The 17294-nt window shown below is 74.5% G+C and carries 16 protein-coding genes; 8 read left to right on the top strand and 8 right to left on the bottom strand.

The features are described from left to right. Positions 1–71: 71 nt before the first annotated feature. Positions 72–2501, bottom strand: coding sequence for an immune inhibitor A domain-containing protein (locus IE326_RS16255; protein WP_190041860.1), 2430 nt, complete (start codon positions 2499–2501; stop codon positions 72–74). Positions 2502–2865: 364 nt separating this feature from the next. On the opposite strand from IE326_RS16255, the gene IE326_RS16250 reads away from it, so the two are divergent. Continuing rightward, a complete protein-coding gene (locus IE326_RS16250) occupies positions 2866–3144 on the top strand; it encodes a hypothetical protein (protein WP_150228399.1) in 279 nt (92 codons plus the stop codon). A 24-nt stretch (positions 3145–3168) separates the two neighbouring features. Here the strand turns inward: IE326_RS16250 and IE326_RS16245 are convergent, their stop codons facing one another. Together IE326_RS16245 and IE326_RS16240 are read right to left on the bottom strand one after the other, a co-directional pair. Continuing rightward, the gene (locus tag IE326_RS16245; protein WP_150228400.1) at positions 3169–3822 is read right to left on the bottom strand and encodes an RDD family protein; all 654 of its coding nucleotides are present in this window, start codon (positions 3820–3822) and stop codon (positions 3169–3171) included. Positions 3823–3904: 82 nt separating this feature from the next. Beyond that, a complete protein-coding gene (locus tag IE326_RS16240; protein WP_190041859.1) occupies positions 3905–5227 on the bottom strand; it encodes an RDD family protein in 1323 nt (440 codons plus the stop codon). A 339-nt stretch (positions 5228–5566) separates the two neighbouring features. Between IE326_RS16240 and IE326_RS16235 the strand changes: the two genes are divergently transcribed. After that, positions 5567–6061 carry an SsgA family sporulation/cell division regulator gene (locus IE326_RS16235; protein ID WP_150228402.1) on the top strand — a complete coding sequence of 165 codons (495 nt, stop codon included), beginning with the start codon at positions 5567–5569 and terminating at the stop codon, positions 6059–6061. A 16-nt stretch (positions 6062–6077) separates the two neighbouring features. Here IE326_RS16235 and IE326_RS16230 read toward each other — a convergent pair whose 3' ends face one another. Continuing rightward, on the bottom strand, positions 6078–7490 hold the full coding sequence (locus tag IE326_RS16230; protein ID WP_190041858.1) for an FAD-binding oxidoreductase: 1413 nt from the start codon (positions 7488–7490) through the stop codon (positions 6078–6080). 98 nt (positions 7491–7588) lie between these two features. On the opposite strand from IE326_RS16230, the gene IE326_RS16225 reads away from it, so the two are divergent. Then, positions 7589–9037, top strand: coding sequence for a tetratricopeptide repeat protein (locus tag IE326_RS16225; protein ID WP_190041857.1), 1449 nt, complete (start codon positions 7589–7591; stop codon positions 9035–9037). Between the two features lie 77 nt (positions 9038–9114). Here the strand turns inward: IE326_RS16225 and hppD are convergent, their stop codons facing one another. After that, positions 9115–10260, bottom strand: coding sequence for a 4-hydroxyphenylpyruvate dioxygenase (gene hppD / locus IE326_RS16220; protein ID WP_150228405.1), 1146 nt, complete (start codon positions 10258–10260; stop codon positions 9115–9117). 121 nt (positions 10261–10381) lie between these two features. Between hppD and IE326_RS16215 the strand changes: the two genes are divergently transcribed. The 4 genes from IE326_RS16215 to IE326_RS16200 all read left to right on the top strand — a co-directional run bounded on the left by IE326_RS16215 (position 10382) and on the right by IE326_RS16200 (position 13331). Then, on the top strand, positions 10382–10858 hold the full coding sequence (locus tag IE326_RS16215; RefSeq protein ID WP_150228406.1) for an Lrp/AsnC family transcriptional regulator: 477 nt from the start codon (positions 10382–10384) through the stop codon (positions 10856–10858). Between the two features lie 163 nt (positions 10859–11021). Beyond that, a complete protein-coding gene (locus IE326_RS16210) occupies positions 11022–11630 on the top strand; it encodes a helix-turn-helix domain-containing protein (RefSeq protein ID WP_150228407.1) in 609 nt (202 codons plus the stop codon). Between the two features lie 205 nt (positions 11631–11835). Beyond that, entirely contained in the window at positions 11836–12009 is a 174-nt protein-coding gene (locus IE326_RS16205; protein WP_190041856.1) for a hypothetical protein, read from the top strand. Continuing rightward, positions 12006–13331, top strand: coding sequence for an MFS transporter (locus tag IE326_RS16200; protein WP_190041855.1), 1326 nt, complete (start codon positions 12006–12008; stop codon positions 13329–13331). The genes IE326_RS16205 and IE326_RS16200 overlap by 4 nt, the downstream gene beginning before the upstream one ends. Here IE326_RS16200 and IE326_RS16195 read toward each other — a convergent pair. After that, positions 13264–14046 carry a S16 family serine protease gene (locus IE326_RS16195; RefSeq protein WP_190042265.1) on the bottom strand — a complete coding sequence of 261 codons (783 nt, stop codon included), beginning with the start codon at positions 14044–14046 and terminating at the stop codon, positions 13264–13266. The genes IE326_RS16200 and IE326_RS16195 overlap by 68 nt on opposite strands. Before the next feature lie 56 nt (positions 14047–14102). After that, a complete protein-coding gene (locus IE326_RS16190; RefSeq protein ID WP_190041854.1) occupies positions 14103–15239 on the bottom strand; it encodes an alpha/beta hydrolase in 1137 nt (378 codons plus the stop codon). Between the two features lie 103 nt (positions 15240–15342). On the opposite strand from IE326_RS16190, the gene IE326_RS16185 reads away from it, so the two are divergent. Continuing rightward, a complete protein-coding gene (locus IE326_RS16185; RefSeq protein WP_308440313.1) occupies positions 15343–16308 on the top strand; it encodes a helix-turn-helix domain-containing protein in 966 nt (321 codons plus the stop codon). A gap of 61 nt (positions 16309–16369) precedes the next feature. Here IE326_RS16185 and IE326_RS16180 read toward each other — a convergent pair whose 3' ends face one another. After that, a complete protein-coding gene (locus IE326_RS16180) occupies positions 16370–17011 on the bottom strand; it encodes an IclR family transcriptional regulator (RefSeq protein ID WP_030753286.1) in 642 nt (213 codons plus the stop codon). Between the last annotated feature and the right edge of the window lie 283 nt (positions 17012–17294).

The following is a 17294-nucleotide window of genomic DNA, read 5'->3' as shown; positions in this document are numbered from 1 at the left end:
CCTAAACACGATCGGCCGCCGCCCGCTAGGGGGCGACGGCCGATCACGCTTTGACCTGCGGGTTTACCGCATCACTTCACAGACGGACCCACGCGGACCGTGATCGTCTCGCCGTTCTTCGGCTCCTTGACGACCTGGATCTTGGTGTTGGTGTCAGTAATCTTGACACCGGCGCGCGGGGTCTCCGTGGACCAGTAGCTGTTGGTCCGGTCGTCGAAGACGGGGTTGCCCGGCAGCGACGGGACGAAGGTCGCGACGTCCTTCGAGTGGAGCTGGAGGGCGTCGGTCCGGTAGGTGCCGAAGGTGGAGTCGTACGCCTGGACGCGGTTGCGCATCAGGGTGCCGTCCTTCCACTTCAGCGGCGCCGGGTGGGCGTCGACCGGCAGGATCAGGCCCTGGCCCGGGTGGGCGGAGGTGTTGTTGTCCTTCTGGGACAGGTCCCACTTCCAGATGAGCAGGCCGTTCTGGTACGGGTAGTGCTCGACCCAGCTGGCCTTGTCGCCGGTGAAGCCGAAGTTGTACGGGCCGACCTTGAGGGTGGCGTCGTACGAGACGTACTGGCGGTTCTCGGCGATGTAGTACTGCTCGTACTCGTTGGTGAAGCCCTTGCCGACCCGCGAGAAGCCCTTGGCGGTCCAGCCGTTGTCACCGTTCTCCGCGCCGTCCGCGAAGACGGTGGAGCCGTCGGCGGTCAGCGTGATGGCGTCGGCGGTGAAGCCCTTGCCGCCCGCGCCGCCGTCCGTCTGGTAGCGGAAGCGGAGGTCGAACTTCTTGCCCGCGTACGCCGAGAGGTCGTAGACGAGCTTCTTGTGGGCGCCGGAGACGTCGGTCAGCGCCGGGGCGCCGGCCGCGTCGCGCGGGAGGGCCACGCCGTCGGCGGTGCCGTCCACGGCGGTCCAGTTGGCGCCGCCGTCCGTCGACACCTCGGTGTAGAGGTAGTCGTACTCGGCCTCGATGTCGTACCAGCCCTGGAGCTCCAGGGAGGCGGACGACCTGCCCGTCAGGTCGACGGAGCGGGTGAGGGTGTTCTTGAGGTCGTCACCCATGTCGCTCCACCACTGGGACGCGCCCTCGGCGGGGGCGACGATGTCGGTGGTGACGGCCTTCTTCGGCAGCTCGACGACGAGCGCCTGCGGGTTCTTGGTGTTGTACTCGGCGACGCCCAGCTTGTGGGTGGAGTTCCACTTGCGGGACTCGTTGCTCACCTTGGTGTAGTTGAGCCAGCCGAGCTGGAGCTTGTCCCAGGCGTTCATGTCGCCGGGCATGTCGCCGATGGCGTCCTTGCCCAGGCCGAGCCAGGAGCCGGAGGACATGAGCGACCAGAAGCCGGTCGAGTTCTCGCCGCCGGCGGTGTCGTACAGGTCCGGCAGGCCGAGGTCGTGGCCGTACTCGTGGGCGAAGACGCCGAGGCCGCCGTTCTCGGGCTGCATCGTGTAGTCGCCGACCCAGATGCCGGTGTCGCCGATCGGGGTGCCGCCGGCCTTGTTGTTCGCCGGGCCGGTCTTGCCCGCGCTGGTGCCGTAGGCGTACCAGCGGTGGGCCCACAGGGCGTCGGTCGCCTGGGCGCCGCCGCCGGCCGACTCGTCCTCGCCCGCGTGGACGATCTGGAAGTGGTCGATGTAGCCGTCGGGCTCGTTGAAGTTGCCGTCGGCGTCGAAGTCGTAGCGGTCCCACTGGTCGTAGGACGCCAGGTCGGCCTTGATCTGGGCGTCGGTCTTGCCCTTGGCCTTCTGGTCGGCGACCCAGGCGGTGACGCCGTCGCGGACGGTGTCCCACACGTTGGCGCAGTTGGTCTGGCCGCAGTAGTTGGAGCCGTAACGGGCCTCGTTGTAGGGGACCTTGACCCAGTCGGAGACGGCGCCGTCGACCGAGTAGCGGCCGGACGAGGTGCGCTCGTAGTAGGTCTTCAGGGAGTGCTTCGGCTGGCCCTTGGCGTCCTTGCCGGTGCCGAAGTACATGTCCTGGAAGTGCTGCTGGTTGTAGTCGGCCTTCCACTCGGTCGAGTTGTCGACCGCGCGGTCCGGCTTGGCTATCGCGTTGTGCAGCGGGCCGGGCGTGCCGCCGAACTTCGGCTTCAGCTCGGTGGTGTCGTCGTCCTTGCGGTCGACGAGGGTGGTGTTGTCCACCTGGTCGCCGAACTCGACGAGGATGGTGAAGATCTTGTCGGTCTTCTCGCGGCCCAGCTCGACGTACTTCTTGGCGTCGAGCTTGACGACCTTGGAGCCGCCGCGGTTCTCGACCTTGGCCTCGCCCTTCAGGACCTGCTCCAGGGCGGCCTTGCGCTGCTGGGCCTGCTGCTTGCTGAAGGGACCGTCCAGGTCGTGGTCGACCTTGGTCTTGTCGGTCTCGCTGCCCGGGGCGGGGTCCTGGCGGACGTCCGCCGCGGAGATGCGGCCGTCCTCGTTCGCCCAGGCGGTGCCGAAGGTCGAGGCGGTGGCTGCGGTGGCCGCGAGGGCCACGACGATCGCGGACGCCCGAATCGTCCGTCGTCTGTTGGTCACTTGGTGTCGTTCCTCCCCGGCGCCCGCGCCCTAGGACCAGGAGGTGGGGTGTCCGTCCGGCGGGGGTCGCGCGTCACAAGTGACGACATTCGACCGGAGAGAACCGAGAAAAGACAGATCTTGACTTGCACGCGCCAAGTGCACTATGCGGGTGTCGAAATCCGGTATGCGGACGGTCAGGGAAGGTAAAAGAAGGGAAAGTCGCGGTGCCGGAGAGGTCCGCCGGGCCGTGTGGGCGGATGCCGTGCGACCCGTGCGCCCCCCGTGCTCCGGCACCGTGGGTCGGGTCACGCTTACCCGGCGTTCCCTCCGGGCATCTGGCCCCCGTAGAGTCGGCCGGGATCCCGGAGGGGCGGTATCCGTCATGCAGCGTCCGAACGCAGCGCAGTACGCCTACGGTTCGGCCGTCGTGGTCCTCGCGACCACCGCGCTCCTGCTCCTGACCGGGGCCACCGGGCCGCCCGGCGTCGCCGCGGCCTGTCTCGCCGGTCTGGTGCTCGGCGTCCTCGTGGCGGTGACGATGCCGGGAGGGGCGCGGCCCGTCAAGACCTCCGGCGGGGCTCCCGCCCGCGCCGGGAACGACGCGGCCCGGGTACCGGCCGCGCAGGTGGGTGCGGGAGCCGATGCCCGGACCGGTCCGTGAGGGTTCCGTCCGTTCCGCCGACGGCTACTGCGCCACGGTGACCACCACCGTCTTCGCCGCCTTGTCGTGCAGGCCCTGCTTGTAGGGCTTGTCGACCATGATCAGGATCAGCAGCAGCAGCGGCCACAGGCAGGCGCAGCAGATCAGCGCGGGCAGCCACAGCACGACCGCGCGCAGCAGCGACTGGCTCATCGGGGGCGTGGAGCCGTCGTTGAGCATCGCGACCCGCAGCTTCATCAGCCGCTTGCCGACGGTCTGGCCGTTCTTCGCCGTGAGCACGGTGTCGTAGGCGACGTAGGCGACGATCGTGAGCAGCTGGAAGACGATCGAGGTGCCGCCGGTGAAGGCGTCCTGGAAGTCGGTGTCGTTCTCCGTCGCCCGCTTGTAGATGTCGAACGGGATGCCGATGATCGCGAGCGGCACCGCGATGATCAGCCAGTCGATGAGCCGTGCCAGGACGCGGCGCCCGGTCTCGGCGAGCGGCGGCATCCCGGAGAGCGGGTCGGTGCCGCCGTAGCCGCCCCCGTGGCCGCCGTACGGGGGTGGGGGCGGGTACGGGGAGCCGTACGGGTTCCCGGGCGGCGGAGGGCCGGGCGGAGGGCCCGGAGGCGGGTCCTGGGGCCGCTTGCTGAACGGGTCGTCGTCGGGGGGCGGGCCGGGCGGCGGCTGGGTGCTCATGGGGGCATCGCATCCCGGCCGCCGGGGGCCCGCAACGGATGGACGCCCGTTCGGGGGACCCGCTCCCCCGCGCGGCCCGGCGTCAGGCGCGGGCGACGAAGGTGCGGGCCGCCTTGTCGTGCCAGCACTGGCGCCACGGGCGGTCGAAGACGCACCACAGCACGTTCAGGACACCGATCACCAGCAGGCCCAGGAAGGTGTACAGGAACCAGCGGCGCAGCGCGCGGCCGAGGGTCGGCGGCTCGTGCGCCTCGATGTCCCGGACCTGGATCCCGCAGAGCTTCTTGCCGAGCGTGCGGCCCCACTTGGCCGTGGGCAGCGCCTCGTACAGCACGCCGAGGACGAGCAGCAGGCCGAGCGCGATGCCGAACTGCACGGAGGTGGTGCCGTCGACCAGCCAGACCCGGACGGTGACGCCGGACCGCTTGGCCGCCTCGATCTTGGTGTCGATGTGCTCCAGGGCGGCGGTCACGAAGGGGAAGGCCGCGCCCCCCGCCGCCGCGCCGAGGAGGAGCGTGTCGACCACCCGGGCGAGCAGCCGCCGGCCGAGCCCCGCCGGGGGCGCGGAGGACTGCTCGCGGACCGCCTGGAGGAAGGGGTCCTCGACCGGCGGCTTCCACGGCACCACCGGCTGCTGCGGCGCCTGCACCTGGGCCTGCGGCTCCGGCGCGGGGTGCGCCCAGGAGGGCGCGGCCGGCTGGGGGTGCGGGTGGGCCTGGGGGGCGGGCTGCGCCGGCTGGGGCTGTACCGGCTGGGGCTGGGGCTGTACGGGGTGGGGCTGCGCCGGCTGGGGCCGTACGGGCGCGGGGGCCGGGGCCGGGGTCTCCCGCACGGGCGCCGGGGCCGGGGTGACGGGCATGCCGCCCAGGCGGGCCGGGGTGCCGGCGAGCCGGGGGTCGGCGGCGGGGGCGGCCGTCTCGGCCTGCGCGGGCGCGGCCGGCCACTCGACCGGGGACCTCGGGTCGGGCACGGCGGGCGCGGGGGCCGGATCGGCGGCGGGCGCGGGGGCGGCGGGCGCGCTCCAGGCGGCCGGGGCGGCCCGGTCCTCGCCGTGGCCTGCCTGCCGGGAGGCGTCGGCCCGCCAGGCGGCGGCCGGTTCGCGGACGGGCGGCTCCTCGTCGAAGAAGAGCGGACCGGTCTCCTCGACGGCGGCGGCCGGGGCGGGTTCGGGGGCGGGCGGCGCCGCGGGGACCGGCGCGGGGGCCGGGCTCGGGGCGAGGACCGGACCGGCCGGCATCGCGGAGGCGGGCGGGACCGGCGCGACCTCGCCGTCCTTCGGCGCGGGCCGGCTCGTGCCGGGCACCCAGGAGCCGCCGTTCCAGTACCGGATGTATCCGGGGATCGACGGATCCGGGTAGTACCCCGCCTGCGGTACCTCGCCGCCGCCTCCGGGAGGAGTAGCCACTGCCCCGACTCCGTTCAGTCACAACGTTCCGTCACCACACTAAGGAGGCACAGTAACGAAGAACGCCGCCGCGGGAAGAAAGAGCCCGCGAGAAAGGACGCCTTCGGGGCGACAGCGGCCGGAATCGATCACTCCACGTGAGGTTCGGCCCCTGGATCGCCCTTGGATCGCCCTCCTCGGGAGGGCGGGACGCGGGCCGGGCGGGGGGCCGGGCAGGGGCCGGGCAAGGGGCCGGAAAAAACTTCCCGAAAAAACTTCCCGAAGTCGCGTAATGAACTCCGGGGAGCGCGCTCTCTCCAGGTGAAGGCCCGTCCGGGGCCCCAACGAGAGGCGGCAGCCATGCGGAACAACACCGAGCCCACCACCGTCGAGCGCGAGCTGGAACTGAAGCTGGTCCTGTCCCCGGAGCGGTCCGTCCCGGTCCCGGCCAGGCTGGCCTACCGCACGGACGATCCGTACGCCGTGCACATCACCTTCCACATCGGTTCCGAGCACCCGGTGAACTGGACCTTCGCCCGCGAACTCCTCGTCGAGGGCGTCTTCCGGGCGTGCGGCCACGGGGACGTGCGGATCTGGCCGACGAAGGTCGACGGCCGCAGCGTCGTCCTGATGGCCCTCTCCTCCCCCGACGGCGACGCGCTCCTGGAGGCCCCGTCCCCGCAGGTGTCCGCCTGGCTGGAGCGGACCCTGCGGACGGTCCCGCCGGGCACCGAGTCGGAGCGCCTCGGCATCGACGACGGCCTCGCCGAACTGCTGGCGACCACGGTGGTCGGCGACGACCTGTGGCTGCGCGACCCGTGGCCGTCGGACGAGTCGCAGGACGGCGAGCTGTGAGCCCGTACGGGCGGGTTCAGAAGAGCTTTCCGGGGTTGAGCAGGCCCAGCGGGTCGAAGACGCGCTTGATCTCGCGCTGGAGCTCCAGGCCGACCGGGCCGAGTTCGCGGGCCAGCCACTCCTTCTTGAGGACGCCGACGCCGTGTTCGCCGGTGATGGTGCCGCCGAGGGAGAGGCCGAGCGCCATGATCTCGTCGAAGGACTCGCGGGCGCGCCGGGACTCGTCCTCGTCGGCGGGGTCGAAGCAGACGACCGGGTGGGTGTTGCCGTCCCCTGCGTGCGCGCAGACGCCCACGGTGAGCCCGTGCTTCCCGGCGATGGCGGTGGTGCCGGAGAGCATCTCGGCGAGCCGGGTGCGGGGCACGCAGACGTCGTCGATCATCGTGGCGGGCTTCAGGGTCTCCAGGGCGGTGAGGGAGAGCCGGCGGGCCTGGAGGAGGAGTTCGGACTCGGCGGCGTCGGCGGCGGGCACGACCTCGGTGGCCCCGGCGGCGGTGCACAGCGCGCCCACGGCGGCGAGGTCGGCGGCCGGGTCGGGGGTGTCGAAGGCGCACAGGAGCAGCGCCTCGGTGGTCTCCGGGAGGCCCATCCGCGCCATCCGGTTGACGGCCCGGACGGTGGTGCGGTCCATGAGTTCGAGGAGCGAGGGCGTGTGGCCGCGCTCCATGATCGCGCAGACGGCGGCGCAGGCGGCGTCCGCGGAGGGGAACTCGGCGGCCAGCACGAGCTGCCCGGGCGGCTGCGGCCGGAGCGCGAGGACGGCCTTCACGACGACGCCGAGGCTGCCCTCGGAGCCGACGAAGAGCCGGGTGAGGTCGTATCCGGCGACGCCCTTGGCGGTGCGGCGGCCGGTGTTCAGGAGCCGTCCGTCGGCGAGCACGACCTCCAGGCCGAGGACGTACTCGGCGGTGACGCCGTACTTGACGCAGCACAGTCCCCCGGAGGCGGTGCCGATGTTCCCGCCGATGGTGCAGGACTCCCAACTGGAGGGGTCCGGCGGGTAGTACAGACCTTTTTCGGCGACCGCGCGGGACAGCACGGCGTTGATCACGCCGGGTTCGACGACGGCGACCCGGTCGACCGGGTCGATCTCCAGGATCCGGTCCATCTTGACGAGGGAGAGCACGACGCACCCCTCGGAGGCGTTGGCGCCCCCGGACAGTCCGGTGCGGGCGCCCTGCGGCACGACCGGGACGCGGTGCGCGGTCGCGGTCCGCATGACGTGCCGCACCTGTTCGACGGTGCGCGGGAGCACGACGGCCGCGGGGATGCCGGCCGCGCAGAAGCTCGCCATGTCGCGGGAGTAGGAGGCCGTCACGTCCGGATCGGTGAGGACGGCGTCGGCGGGCAGCCCGGCCCGCAGGTCCGCGAGGAGGCCGGCGCGGGGGCCGTCGTGGGAGCCCCGGCGGGGCGTCTGGAGATCGTCCATGGTCCCAGCGTGGCACCGGGGGCCATCGGTGTGAACCCGCCGGAGCGGGCGGCTCGTGCGCTCCTCGCGCGGACGGGCCCGGGCGCACAGTGAGGCGCATGAGCCCCATGAAGAGCCAGAACGTGTCGCGGCTGGTGCTCGCCTCCGGGGTGGGGGCGGTGCTCGCGGCGACGGCGCTGCTGTACCTGCCGGAACTGCGCGGCGGCGACGGGCCGCCGCGGCGGCCGGGGCCGGTGGAGCGGGCGGTGGACGCGGCGCGGGCGGGGGCCCCGGCGGCGCTGCCGGACCTGACGGCGCTCGTCCGGGACCGGGAGGGGTGGCTGCGGGAGCATCCGGACGACGGGGCGTCGTGGGCGGTGCTGGGCGCGGCCTACGCGGAGCGGGGTGTCCGGCTCGGGGACGCGCGGGACCTGCCGCGGGCCGAGCGGGCGCTGAACCGGTCGCTGGCGGAGCTGCCGGCGGCCCGGGGCAACGTGGACGCGCAGCTGGGCCTCGGGGCGCTGGCGGCGGCGCGGGGCGACTGGAAGGCCGCGAAGGAGTGGGGCGAGCGGGCGAGGAAGGCCGCGCCCCGGCGCTGGACGGTCTATCCGCCGCTCGTCGAGGCGTACGGCGGCCTCGGGGACCGGCCGGCGGCGTGGAAGGCGATGGAGCGCCTGGAGGAGCTGCACGGCGGGTCGGTGGTGCGGGGCCTGGCCGCGCAGACGTACCGGGACCGGGGGTGGCGGGAGGACGCCGACGCCACGGCCCTGGACGCGGCGGCGCTGGCGGGCACGGACGCGGAGCGGGCGGAGGCGTACGCCCGGCTGGGGCGGTTCGCGTGGGAGCGGGGCGAGCCGGCCGAGGCGCTGGAGCGGTACGGGGCGGCGCTGCGGTCCGTGCCGGACCACGGTCCCTCCCTGGCGGGCCGGGCGCGGGCGCTCGCGGCGCTGGGGCGGACCGCGGAGGCCCGGCGGGAGTGGCGGGCGGCGGTGGCCCGGCAGCCGCTGCCGGAGTACGTCCTGGAGTCCGGGGAGCTGGCCGAGGCGCTGGGCGCGGACGGCGAGGCTCGGGCGGCGTACGAGCGGCTGCGGGGCGGGAGGTGGGCCTCGGGCTCCACGGAGGTGGTGCGGGGGCTGCTCGACGCCGACCACGGCGATCCGGCGGGCGCGGCGGCCCGGCTGCGGGCGGCGTGGACCGGGGGCCACCGCTCGGCGGCGGTCGCGGACGCGCTGGGCTGGGCGCTGCACCGGGCGGCCGGGCCGGGCGGCTCGGAGGAGGGGCTGCGGTACGCCCGCCGGGCCGTCGACGAGGGCCCGCGCAGCGCCTCGTACACCTACCACCTGGGCGAGATCGAGCGGGTGCTCGGGCGGACGGGTCCCGCGCGCCGCCACCTGGCGGAGGCGCTGCGGATCCACCCGTCGTTCTCCCCGCTGCACGCGCCGCGCGCGCGGGCGGCGCTGGCGGAGCTGGGCGAGCCGGACCCGGACGCGGTCCCGAAGGACGCGCTGGAGGCGAGGTCCGCAGGGGGGCGGGGGGCCGGGGTGAAGTCCCGCACGGGGGCGGAGTGAAGTCCCGCACGGGGGCGGGGAACTGAGAAGGCGCGTCCGGGCGGGCCCCGTGCCCCGCCCGGACGCGCCGACCGGTCCTACAGGTTGCCGCGCTTCTCCTGCTCGCGCTCGATGGCCTCGAAGAGGGCCTTGAAGTTGCCCTTGCCGAAGCCCATGGAGCCGTGGCGCTCGATCATCTCGAAGAAGACGGTCGGGCGGTCCTGGACCGGCTTGGTGAAGATCTGGAGCAGGTAGCCGTCCTCGTCGCGGTCGGCGAGGATCTTCAGCTCGCGCAGGGTCTCGATCGGGACCCGGGTGTCGCCGACCCACTCGCCGAGGGTGTCGTAGTACGAGTCGGGGGTGTCGAGGAACTGCACGCCGGCGGCGCGCATCGCGCGGACGGTGGCGACGATGTCGTTGGTGGCCAGCGCGATGTGCTGGACGCCGGCGCCGTTGTAGAACTCCAGGTACTCGTCGATCTGCGACTTCTTCTTCGCGATCGCGGGCTCGTTGATCGGGAACTTCACCTTGAGGGTGCCGTCCGCGACGACCTTCGACATCAGCGCCGAGTACTCGGTCGCGATGTCGTCGCCCACGAACTCCTTCATGTTCGTGAAGCCCATGACCTTGTTGTAGAAGCCGACCCACTCGTTCATGCGGCCGAGCTCGACGTTGCCGACGCAGTGGTCGATGGCCTGGAAGGTGCGCTTGGCCGGCGGCTCGACCATCGGCTCGGCGGCGGCGTAGCCGGGGAGGTACGGGCCGGTGTAGCCGGAGCGCTCGACGAGGGTGTGGCGGGTCTCGCCGTAGGTGGCGATGGCGGCGAGGACGACGGTGCCGTGCTCGTCCTTCAGCTCGTACGGCTCCACCAGGCCGGTGGCGCCCTGCGCGACGGCGTGGGCGTAGGCGGCGCGGGCGTCCGGGACCTCGATCGCGAGGTCGATCACGCCGTCGCCGTGCTCGGCGACGTGCGCGTCGAGGAAGCGGCCCCAGTCGCTGCTCGCCTTGATGACGGAGGTGAACACGAAACGGGCGGAGCCGTTGGTGAGGACGTAACTGGCGGTCTCGCGGCTGCCGTTCTCCGGTCCGGAGTAGGCGACCAGCTTCATGCCGAAGGCCGTGGAGTAGTAGTGCGCGGCCTGCTTGGCGTTGCCGACGGCGAAGACGACCGCGTCCATGCCCTTCACCGGGAAGGGGTCGGCCTCGCGCTCGGTGGAAGGGGTGTGGTCAAGGGTCTCAGTCATGGGAGCAGCGTCCCGCCGCCCCGCAAGGTGCGCAATAGTTTGCTTCAGGAGTGGGCAATCTGCACAGCGACCCGGCAGTATGTGCGGGCGACTTGTACATCGTGACCATTCGGAGGGTGCCGTGGCGATCGATCATCTGGACGGGCGGCTGATCGTGCTCCTCGCGCGCGAGCCGCGCATCGGCGTCCTGGAGGCGTCCCGGCGCCTGGGGGTGGCCCGCGGCACCGTCCAGGCGCGGCTCGACCGGCTCCAGGCGAGCGGGGTGATCCGGGGCTTCGGCCCGCAGGTGGACCCGGCGGCCCTGGGCTATCCCGTGACGGCCTTCGCGACGCTGGAGATCAAGCAGGGGCAGGGCGCGGACGTGCGGGAGCACCTGGCGACGGTGCCGGAGGTGCTGGAGCTGCACACGACGACCGGCCACGGGGACATGCTGTGCCGGCTGGTGGCCCGGTCGAACGCGGACCTCCAGCGGGTGATCGACAAGGTGGTGGCCTTCGAGGGGATCGTGCGGGCGTCGACGGCGATCGTGATGGAGAACGCGGTGCCGCTGCGGATCATCCCGCTGGTGGAGCAGGCGGCGGGCGGGGAGCCGGGGTAGAAGCCGTGCGGGGCCTTCCGGGGCCTCCGCCCCCTTGGACCTGATGGCTTCTCCGGGCCTTTCCGGGGCCTCTCCGGGCCCCCTCCGAGCCTCGCGAAGATTCCAAAGAAGGTGTTGCAAAGAAAGGCTTGCAACACCTTCTTTGCATGTCTACTCTCAGAGCATGCCCGAGCCCGACAAGGCCGCGAAGGCCCCCGAGACTCCCGACGCCCCCCAGACCCGGGTGCTCGACCCGCGCTCCCTGCGCGGCCTCGCCCACCCCCTCCGCATGCAGCTCCTCCGCTCCCTGCGCCACCACGGGCCGGCCACCGCCTCCCAGCTCGCCGAACGCCTCGGCGAGTCCAGCGGCGCCACCAGCTACCACCTGCGCCAGCTCGCCGCCCACGGCTTCGTCGAGGACGACCCCAGCCTCGGCAAGGGCCGGGAGCGGTGGTGGAAGGCGGTCGCGCAGGGCATCGTCTGGGACGAGTCCCTCGACCAGAGCTCCGACCCCGACGTCCGGGGCGCCGCCGACCTCTTCCTCCACGAACTCGCCGACAACCACACCCGGGAACTGTCCACCTGGCTCGCCACCCGGCACGAATGGCCCGCCTGGACCGGCGCGACCGACATGAGCGACTACACCCTGCGGCTGCCGCCGTCCGCCGTGCGCGAGCTCGGCGAGCGCATGCACGCGCTGCTCAACGAGTACCGGGACGTGCCGGAGGCGCAGGCGCCGGACGCCGCGCGCGTGCGGTTCCACCTGCACGCGTTCCCGCAGCGCGAGGACTGAGCCGGCGACGCGGGGCCCCTCCCCCGCCCCGCCCCTCCCCGCGACCGGGGGCTCCGCGCCCGGGCCCCGCACCTCGAACGCCGGCGGGCCGGAACACCCGGCCCGTCCGCCCCCGCGGGGCTCCGCCATGCCCTCCTCCGCCCCACGCCCCACACCCCACACCCCGCCCCTCGTCACTCCCGCCCACGGAAGGGACCACTTCGTCATGCACTCCGACATCCACCTCCTCCTCCACCGGACGACCGCCACCGAGACCCACCGGAAGGCCGCCGCCGCCGCGCGGACCGCCTCGCTGCGGGAACTGGTCGGGCGGCGGCTCGTCGCCTGGGGGATCCGCCTGTCCGGACCCACCGACCTCACGGTCACCCTCGCCGCATGAGCGCCGCGGGGGGAGAACGGGGGAAGGAAGGGGCCGACAAGCGGCCCCTGTTCACGGTCCTGACCGCCAACGCGGTCTCCATAGCGGGCAATTCGCTCACCCTCATCGGCGTGCCGTGGTTCGCCCTGGAGACCACCGGCAGTCCGGGCAAGGCCGGCTTCGTGGCCTTCTGCGCGGCGCTGCCCGTCGTCCTCTCGGCGATCGCCGGAGGGCCGGTCGTGGACCGGATCGGGCGGCGGCGGGTCGGGATCGTCTCCGACGTGGTGTGCGGGCTGGCGCTCGCGGCGATCCCGCTGCTGCACCACACGGGACACCTGGCCTACTGGATGCTCTGCGCGCTGATGGCCGTCAGCGGGCTCTTCCACGCGCCGGGCGAGACGGCCCGCTACGTCCTCGTGCCGGACCTGGCCGCCCGGGCGGGCACGCCGCTGACGCGGGCCGCGAGCCTGTACGACGCGGTGTCGCGGGGGGCCAGGATGGGCGGCGCGGCGTTCGGCGGCGTGCTGGTGGCGGTCGTCGGCGCCGACACCGTGCTCCTCTTCGACGCGGCGACGTTCGGGGTCTCCGCGGTGCTCACGGCCGTCGGGCTGCGCGGGCTCGCCGCGGCGGCGCCGCGCCGGGAGGGGCCGCCGCTGTCGGCGGAGCGGTACCGCGCGGACCTGCGGGAGGGGTACGCGTACCTCTTCGGCGACCGGCTGATGTTCGGCATCATGCTGATGGTCATGGTCACCAACGGCCTGTCGCTGAGCTGGAGTTCGGTCCTGCTGCCGCTGCACGCCCGGGAGCACCTCGGCGGTCCGGCGATGCAGGGCCTGCTGGTCGCGGTCTTCGCGGGCTGCGCGCTCGCCGGGGCGCTGCTCTACGGCGCGGTGGGGCACCGCTTCCCGCGCCGGGGGGTCTTCACGGCGGGCTTCCTGCTGGCCGGGGCCCCGGTGTTCGTGGTCGCGGCGGCGACGGACACGGTGGCGCCGCTGCTCGTGACGGCGGTGGCGGGCGGGCTCGGCGCCGGGGTGCTCAACCCGATCCTGGCGACGGTGATGTACGAGCGGGTGCCGGAGGAGCTGCGCAGCCGGGTGGCGGGCGCCAGCACCGCCGGGGTCCTGATGGCGACGCCGCTGGGCGGTCTGCTGACGGGGCTGCTCGTCGAGCGGGCGGGGCTGACGGCGACGCTGCTCGGGATCGGCGCGGTCTACTTCCTGGTGACGCTCGCCCCGGCGGTCTTCCCCGCCTGGCGCGGCCTGGAGGCGGACCCCGTCAGCAGGACGGAACCTTCGACTCCCGCCCCTGCCCCAGGTCCCGCAGCGAGTCCACCGCGTCGCTGAGCGCGGAGACGGGGACGAGCCGCATCCCGTCGGGGAGTTCGGCCTGCGCGTCGGAGCACTCGTCCTTCGGCACGAGGAAGACGGTGGCGCCGTCGCGGGCGGCGGCCTGCGTTTTGAGGGAGACGCCGCCGACCGCGCCGACCTTGCCGTCCGGGGCGATCGTGCCCGTACCGGCGACGACCTTGCCGCCGGTGAGGTCGCCGCCGTCGCCGTCGCCGTCGAGCTTGTCGACGACGCCGAGGGCGAAGAGCAGGCCGGCGCTGGGGCCTCCGACGTCGGCGAGGTGCAGCTCCACCTTCACCTTCGCCGGGTCCAGCTCCAGGAGGTTCAGGGCGGCGAGGGCGGCGGCGTCCTGGGACTCCTTCATCTGCCCCAGGTTCCGCTTCTCGATCTCGGCGTCGGACTTGCCCGGCGGGTAGACGGAGTCGTGCGGCAGCACCGCCCGGTCCGTGCGGAACCAGGCGTCGGCCACGTCCCCGAGGCCGACGTCCGTGCCGGGGCCCGTGGCGAGGATGGTCGTCATCCGCAGCTGGCCGCTGGTGTCCCGGACCGGGGCGCCGGTGACCGTGATGACCTCCCGCCCCTTGTCCTCGCCCAGGACGTCGGTGGTGGTGCCGGGCTGGGCGATGGCGAAGGGCAGCGGCGCGAACCCGGCGACGGCGACCAGCGCGACGACGGGCACGGCGCACGCCGCGAGCGCGCGGGACCGGGGCATACGGGAGAGACGCGAGAGCACGTCCCCAATCTACTGGGCCGCCGGGGACACCGGTCTCACCGGCGTACGCGGCCCGGAGCGCCGGCGCGGAACCCCCCGAGCTCCCGGCCGAGGAACCCCCTCAGCTCGTGGCGGACGGCCGCGGTGGCCGCCGCCGCGTCGCCGGGGCCGACGAGCCCGTCCCGTACGGCCCGCGGCACGAGCCCGGCGGCGTGCAGCCGGGGCACGACGGCCGCGAGGTCCGTGAAGGCCCAGTGGTTCGCGCCGCGCAGGGTGCGGCGGCGGGCCCGCAGCCCCGCCCAGGAGCTCTCGATCCGCGCGGCGCCCTCGAAGCCGTCCGTGCGCAGCAGGAGCAGCGGCCGGTGGCCCGGCCAGGGCTCCAGGTCGAGGTAGCCCTCCAGGTTCGCCACCGCCCGGACGCGGGGGTCGCGGGCGGCGAGCAGGGCGGCGGCGGTGCCGCCCGCCGAGTGGCCGCAGACCGCCGTCCTGCGCGGATCCGTGATCCCGGCGGCCGGGAGCTCGCCGAGCCGGTCGAGGACGAGGCGGAGGTCGGCGACGCGGGTGTCGGCCATGGTGCGGAAGGTCGCCGGGTCCGGCGGCCCGTACAGCACCGTCTCCCGGACCGTGCCGTCCGCCAGCTCCACCTGGCTCGCCTCGCCCGGGTGGTCGACGAGGACGACGACCGCGCCGTGGCTCGCCAGGTCCTCGGCGAGGCCGGTGCCGAGGGTGCGGGCGTCGCCGCCGCCGGGGGTGTACAGGACGACCGGCCGGCGGCCCGGCAGCGGCGGCGCCCCCGCGTGCGCGTGGGTGAGCGTCCCCGCCCAGTCGACCCCGGCGGCGGGCAGCCCCCGGGACAGCGGCGCGATCGCCCCGAATGCCTTCGCCTCCCCCGCGGTGAGCTGCGGGACGCGCGGCAGGCCCGCGGCCGTCCGGGCCGGGTACACGACGCTCACGACGACCTGCCGGGCCCCGAGGGCCGGGTCCCAGGGGTCGGTGCGGGCCGGGTCGGTGAGGAAGTGCCGGGCGTGCCCCACGGGGTGCGGCCCGGTGGGCGCGGGCAGCACGGGCACCAGCCCGTCCGCCGCCCGTGCCGGCGCCCCGGGCGAGGCGAGCGGGACCAGGGAGGCGGCGCCGGCCAGCGCGGCCCCGAGGAGCGTGCGGCGGGAAGGGGTGCGGAGGGAAAGAGGTTCCATGCCCGGCATGCTGGCTCCGGACGGCCCTCCCGGACGAACCTTCAGGCAGGGCCCTTAAAGCTGGACCGGGCGCGGGCGCCGTGCGACGGAGGGACGGGGAACGGTGGGGGTCGGGGGCGTGCTGCGGATCCACTTCACGGCGGAGGACTGGTCGCGGCTGCGGTGCGCGCCGCGGCCCTCGCCCCTGCCCGAGCTGCACGCGGCCCTGCTGATGCTGGGGGCGCCGCACGAGGGGCTGCTCTTCGGCCGGTGGCGGGCGCGGACCGCGCGGGCCCTGCCGGCGGCGGCGGAGGCGCTGGCCGACCTGGTGCCGGGCGGGGCGCCGCCCTCGTTCCTGGACGTGCTGGGCGAGACCCGGGAGGAGGGCTTCGCGGCGATCCGGGCGGCGGCCCCGGAGCTCGTGCGGTCCGAGCTGGAGCGGGTGTACGCGGGGCGGGGCCCGGCACCGGCCTGGATCAGGGACCTGCACGCGGGCGGGGCGGACGGGTGGCGGACGCTCGCGGGGGCGCAGCGGGCGGCGTACGGGGCGGTCCTCGCGCCCGTGTGGGGGCGGGTGCAGGACCTGCACCGGGCGGAGTTCGCCCGGCACGCGGTGGTGCTGGCCGAGGGGGGCCCGGAGGCGGCCCTGACGGCCCTCGGGCCGGGCTCGCGGCTGCGGGACGGGGTGTGGGAGTGGCCGGGCGGGACCGGGGACGTACGCCTCGGGGGGCGGGGCCTGGTGCTGCTGCCGACCTTCCACTGGCGGGGCGCGCCGCTGGTGCAGGACGTGCCGGGGCGGCCCGTGGTCCTGGCCTATCCGGCGGGCCCCGGGCTTCCGCCCGCCCCGGAGGGCCCCGGAGGGCCCGAGGAGGCCCTGGCGGGGGTCCTGGGCGGCACCCGGGCGGCACTGCTGCGCGCGCTCGCCGGGCCGTCCACCACGTCCGAACTGGCCGGTGCGCTGGGGGTGTCGGCGGCCACGGTCTCGGCCCACACGGCGGCCCTGCGCGCGGCGGGCCTGCTGGCGACGGTCCGCGCGGGCCGGGCGGTGCACCACACCCGGACGCCGGTGGCGGAGCTGCTGCTGCGCTGACGACGCGGCGGAGGGGCACCCGTACGCCACGGGTGCCCCTCCGCCGCCGGTCTCACGGTCGTCAGCGCAGGGCGTCGGCGACCTCCCGGGCCGCGTCCACCACGCGGGGGCCGACCCGCTCCGGCACGGCGTCGGCCAGCATGACCACGCCGACGCTGCCCTCGACCCCGGTCACCCCCACGAGCGGCGCCGCCGCCCCGCTCGCCCCGGCCTCCAGCTCGCCGTGGGTGAGGGTGAAGCCCGGTTCGATGAGGGTGCCCTGGCGGGCGGCGAGGATCGCGCGTCCGGCCGCGCCCCGGTCCAGCGGGTGGCGGAAGCCGGCCCGGTAGGCGACGTGGTAGTCGGTCCAGGTGGGCTCGACGACGGCGACGGCGAGCGCCTCCGCCCCGTCGACGAGCGTCAGGTGGGCGGTCGCGCCGATGTCCTCCGCGAGGGAGCGCAGGGCGGGCAGGGCCGCCTCGCGCACCAGCGGATGGACCTGGCGGCCGAGGCGCAGCACGCCGAGGCCGACGCGGGCCCGGCCGCCCAGGTCGCGGCGGACGAGGGCGTGCTGTTCCAGCGTGGCGAGCAGACGGTAGACCACGGTCCGGTTGACACCGAGTTTGTTGGACAACTCGGTGACGGTCAGGCCGTGGTCGGTGTCGGCGAGCAGCTTGAGGACTCTGAGTCCTCTGTCGAGCGTCTGGGAGGTCTCCGCGGTCACGACGCCCTCTCCTTCGAAGTGAAAGTGGCGGCGGGCTCCCACGGGGGTTCGCGGCGCCGGTCCCGTCGGCGACGCACGTCAGAGGCCGCCGGCAGGAAGGGGTACACCGGCTGCGCTCCGCGGCGGCGCTGCCACGGGGCGGTTGCTTTGTGCGGGGACAGTAGCGACCCGCTCCGCTCAGCGGAAGACCTCGTCCAGAATCCGGGCGCGGGCGACCGGATGCGGCCGGTTCAGGACCTTCGTCGGCCCTCCTCGGGACTTTGGCTGACAAGGACGGCTATGT

Source organism: Streptomyces filamentosus (genome assembly GCF_014654895.1).
GTDB lineage: Bacteria > Actinomycetota > Actinomycetes > Streptomycetales > Streptomycetaceae > Streptomyces > Streptomyces filamentosus.
Note: the sequence above shows the minus strand (reverse complement) of the source record. Positions and strands in the feature narration are given on the sequence as shown.

Bases quoted from the DNA above. Each gene is read 5' to 3' on its own strand.
- IE326_RS16250 (WP_150228399.1), top strand. From the start codon at position 2,866: ATGCAGCGTCCGAACGCAGCGCAGTACGCCTACGGTTCGGCCGTCGTG.
- IE326_RS16245 (WP_150228400.1), bottom strand. From the start codon at position 3,822: ATGAGCACCCAGCCGCCGCCCGGCCCGCCCCCCGACGACGACCCGTTC.
- IE326_RS16235 (WP_150228402.1), top strand. From the start codon at position 5,567: ATGCGGAACAACACCGAGCCCACCACCGTCGAGCGCGAGCTGGAACTG.
- IE326_RS16230 (WP_190041858.1), bottom strand. From the start codon at position 7,490: ATGGACGATCTCCAGACGCCCCGCCGGGGCTCCCACGACGGCCCCCGC.
- IE326_RS16225 (WP_190041857.1), top strand. From the start codon at position 7,589: ATGAGCCCCATGAAGAGCCAGAACGTGTCGCGGCTGGTGCTCGCCTCC.
- hppD (WP_150228405.1), bottom strand. From the start codon at position 10,260: ATGACTGAGACCCTTGACCACACCCCTTCCACCGAGCGCGAGGCCGAC.
- IE326_RS16210 (WP_150228407.1), top strand. From the start codon at position 11,022: ATGCCCGAGCCCGACAAGGCCGCGAAGGCCCCCGAGACTCCCGACGCC.
- IE326_RS16205 (WP_190041856.1), top strand. From the start codon at position 11,836: ATGCACTCCGACATCCACCTCCTCCTCCACCGGACGACCGCCACCGAG.
- IE326_RS16200 (WP_190041855.1), top strand. From the start codon at position 12,006: ATGAGCGCCGCGGGGGGAGAACGGGGGAAGGAAGGGGCCGACAAGCGG.
- IE326_RS16195 (WP_190042265.1), bottom strand. From the start codon at position 14,046: ATGCCCCGGTCCCGCGCGCTCGCGGCGTGCGCCGTGCCCGTCGTCGCG.
- IE326_RS16190 (WP_190041854.1), bottom strand. From the start codon at position 15,239: ATGGAACCTCTTTCCCTCCGCACCCCTTCCCGCCGCACGCTCCTCGGG.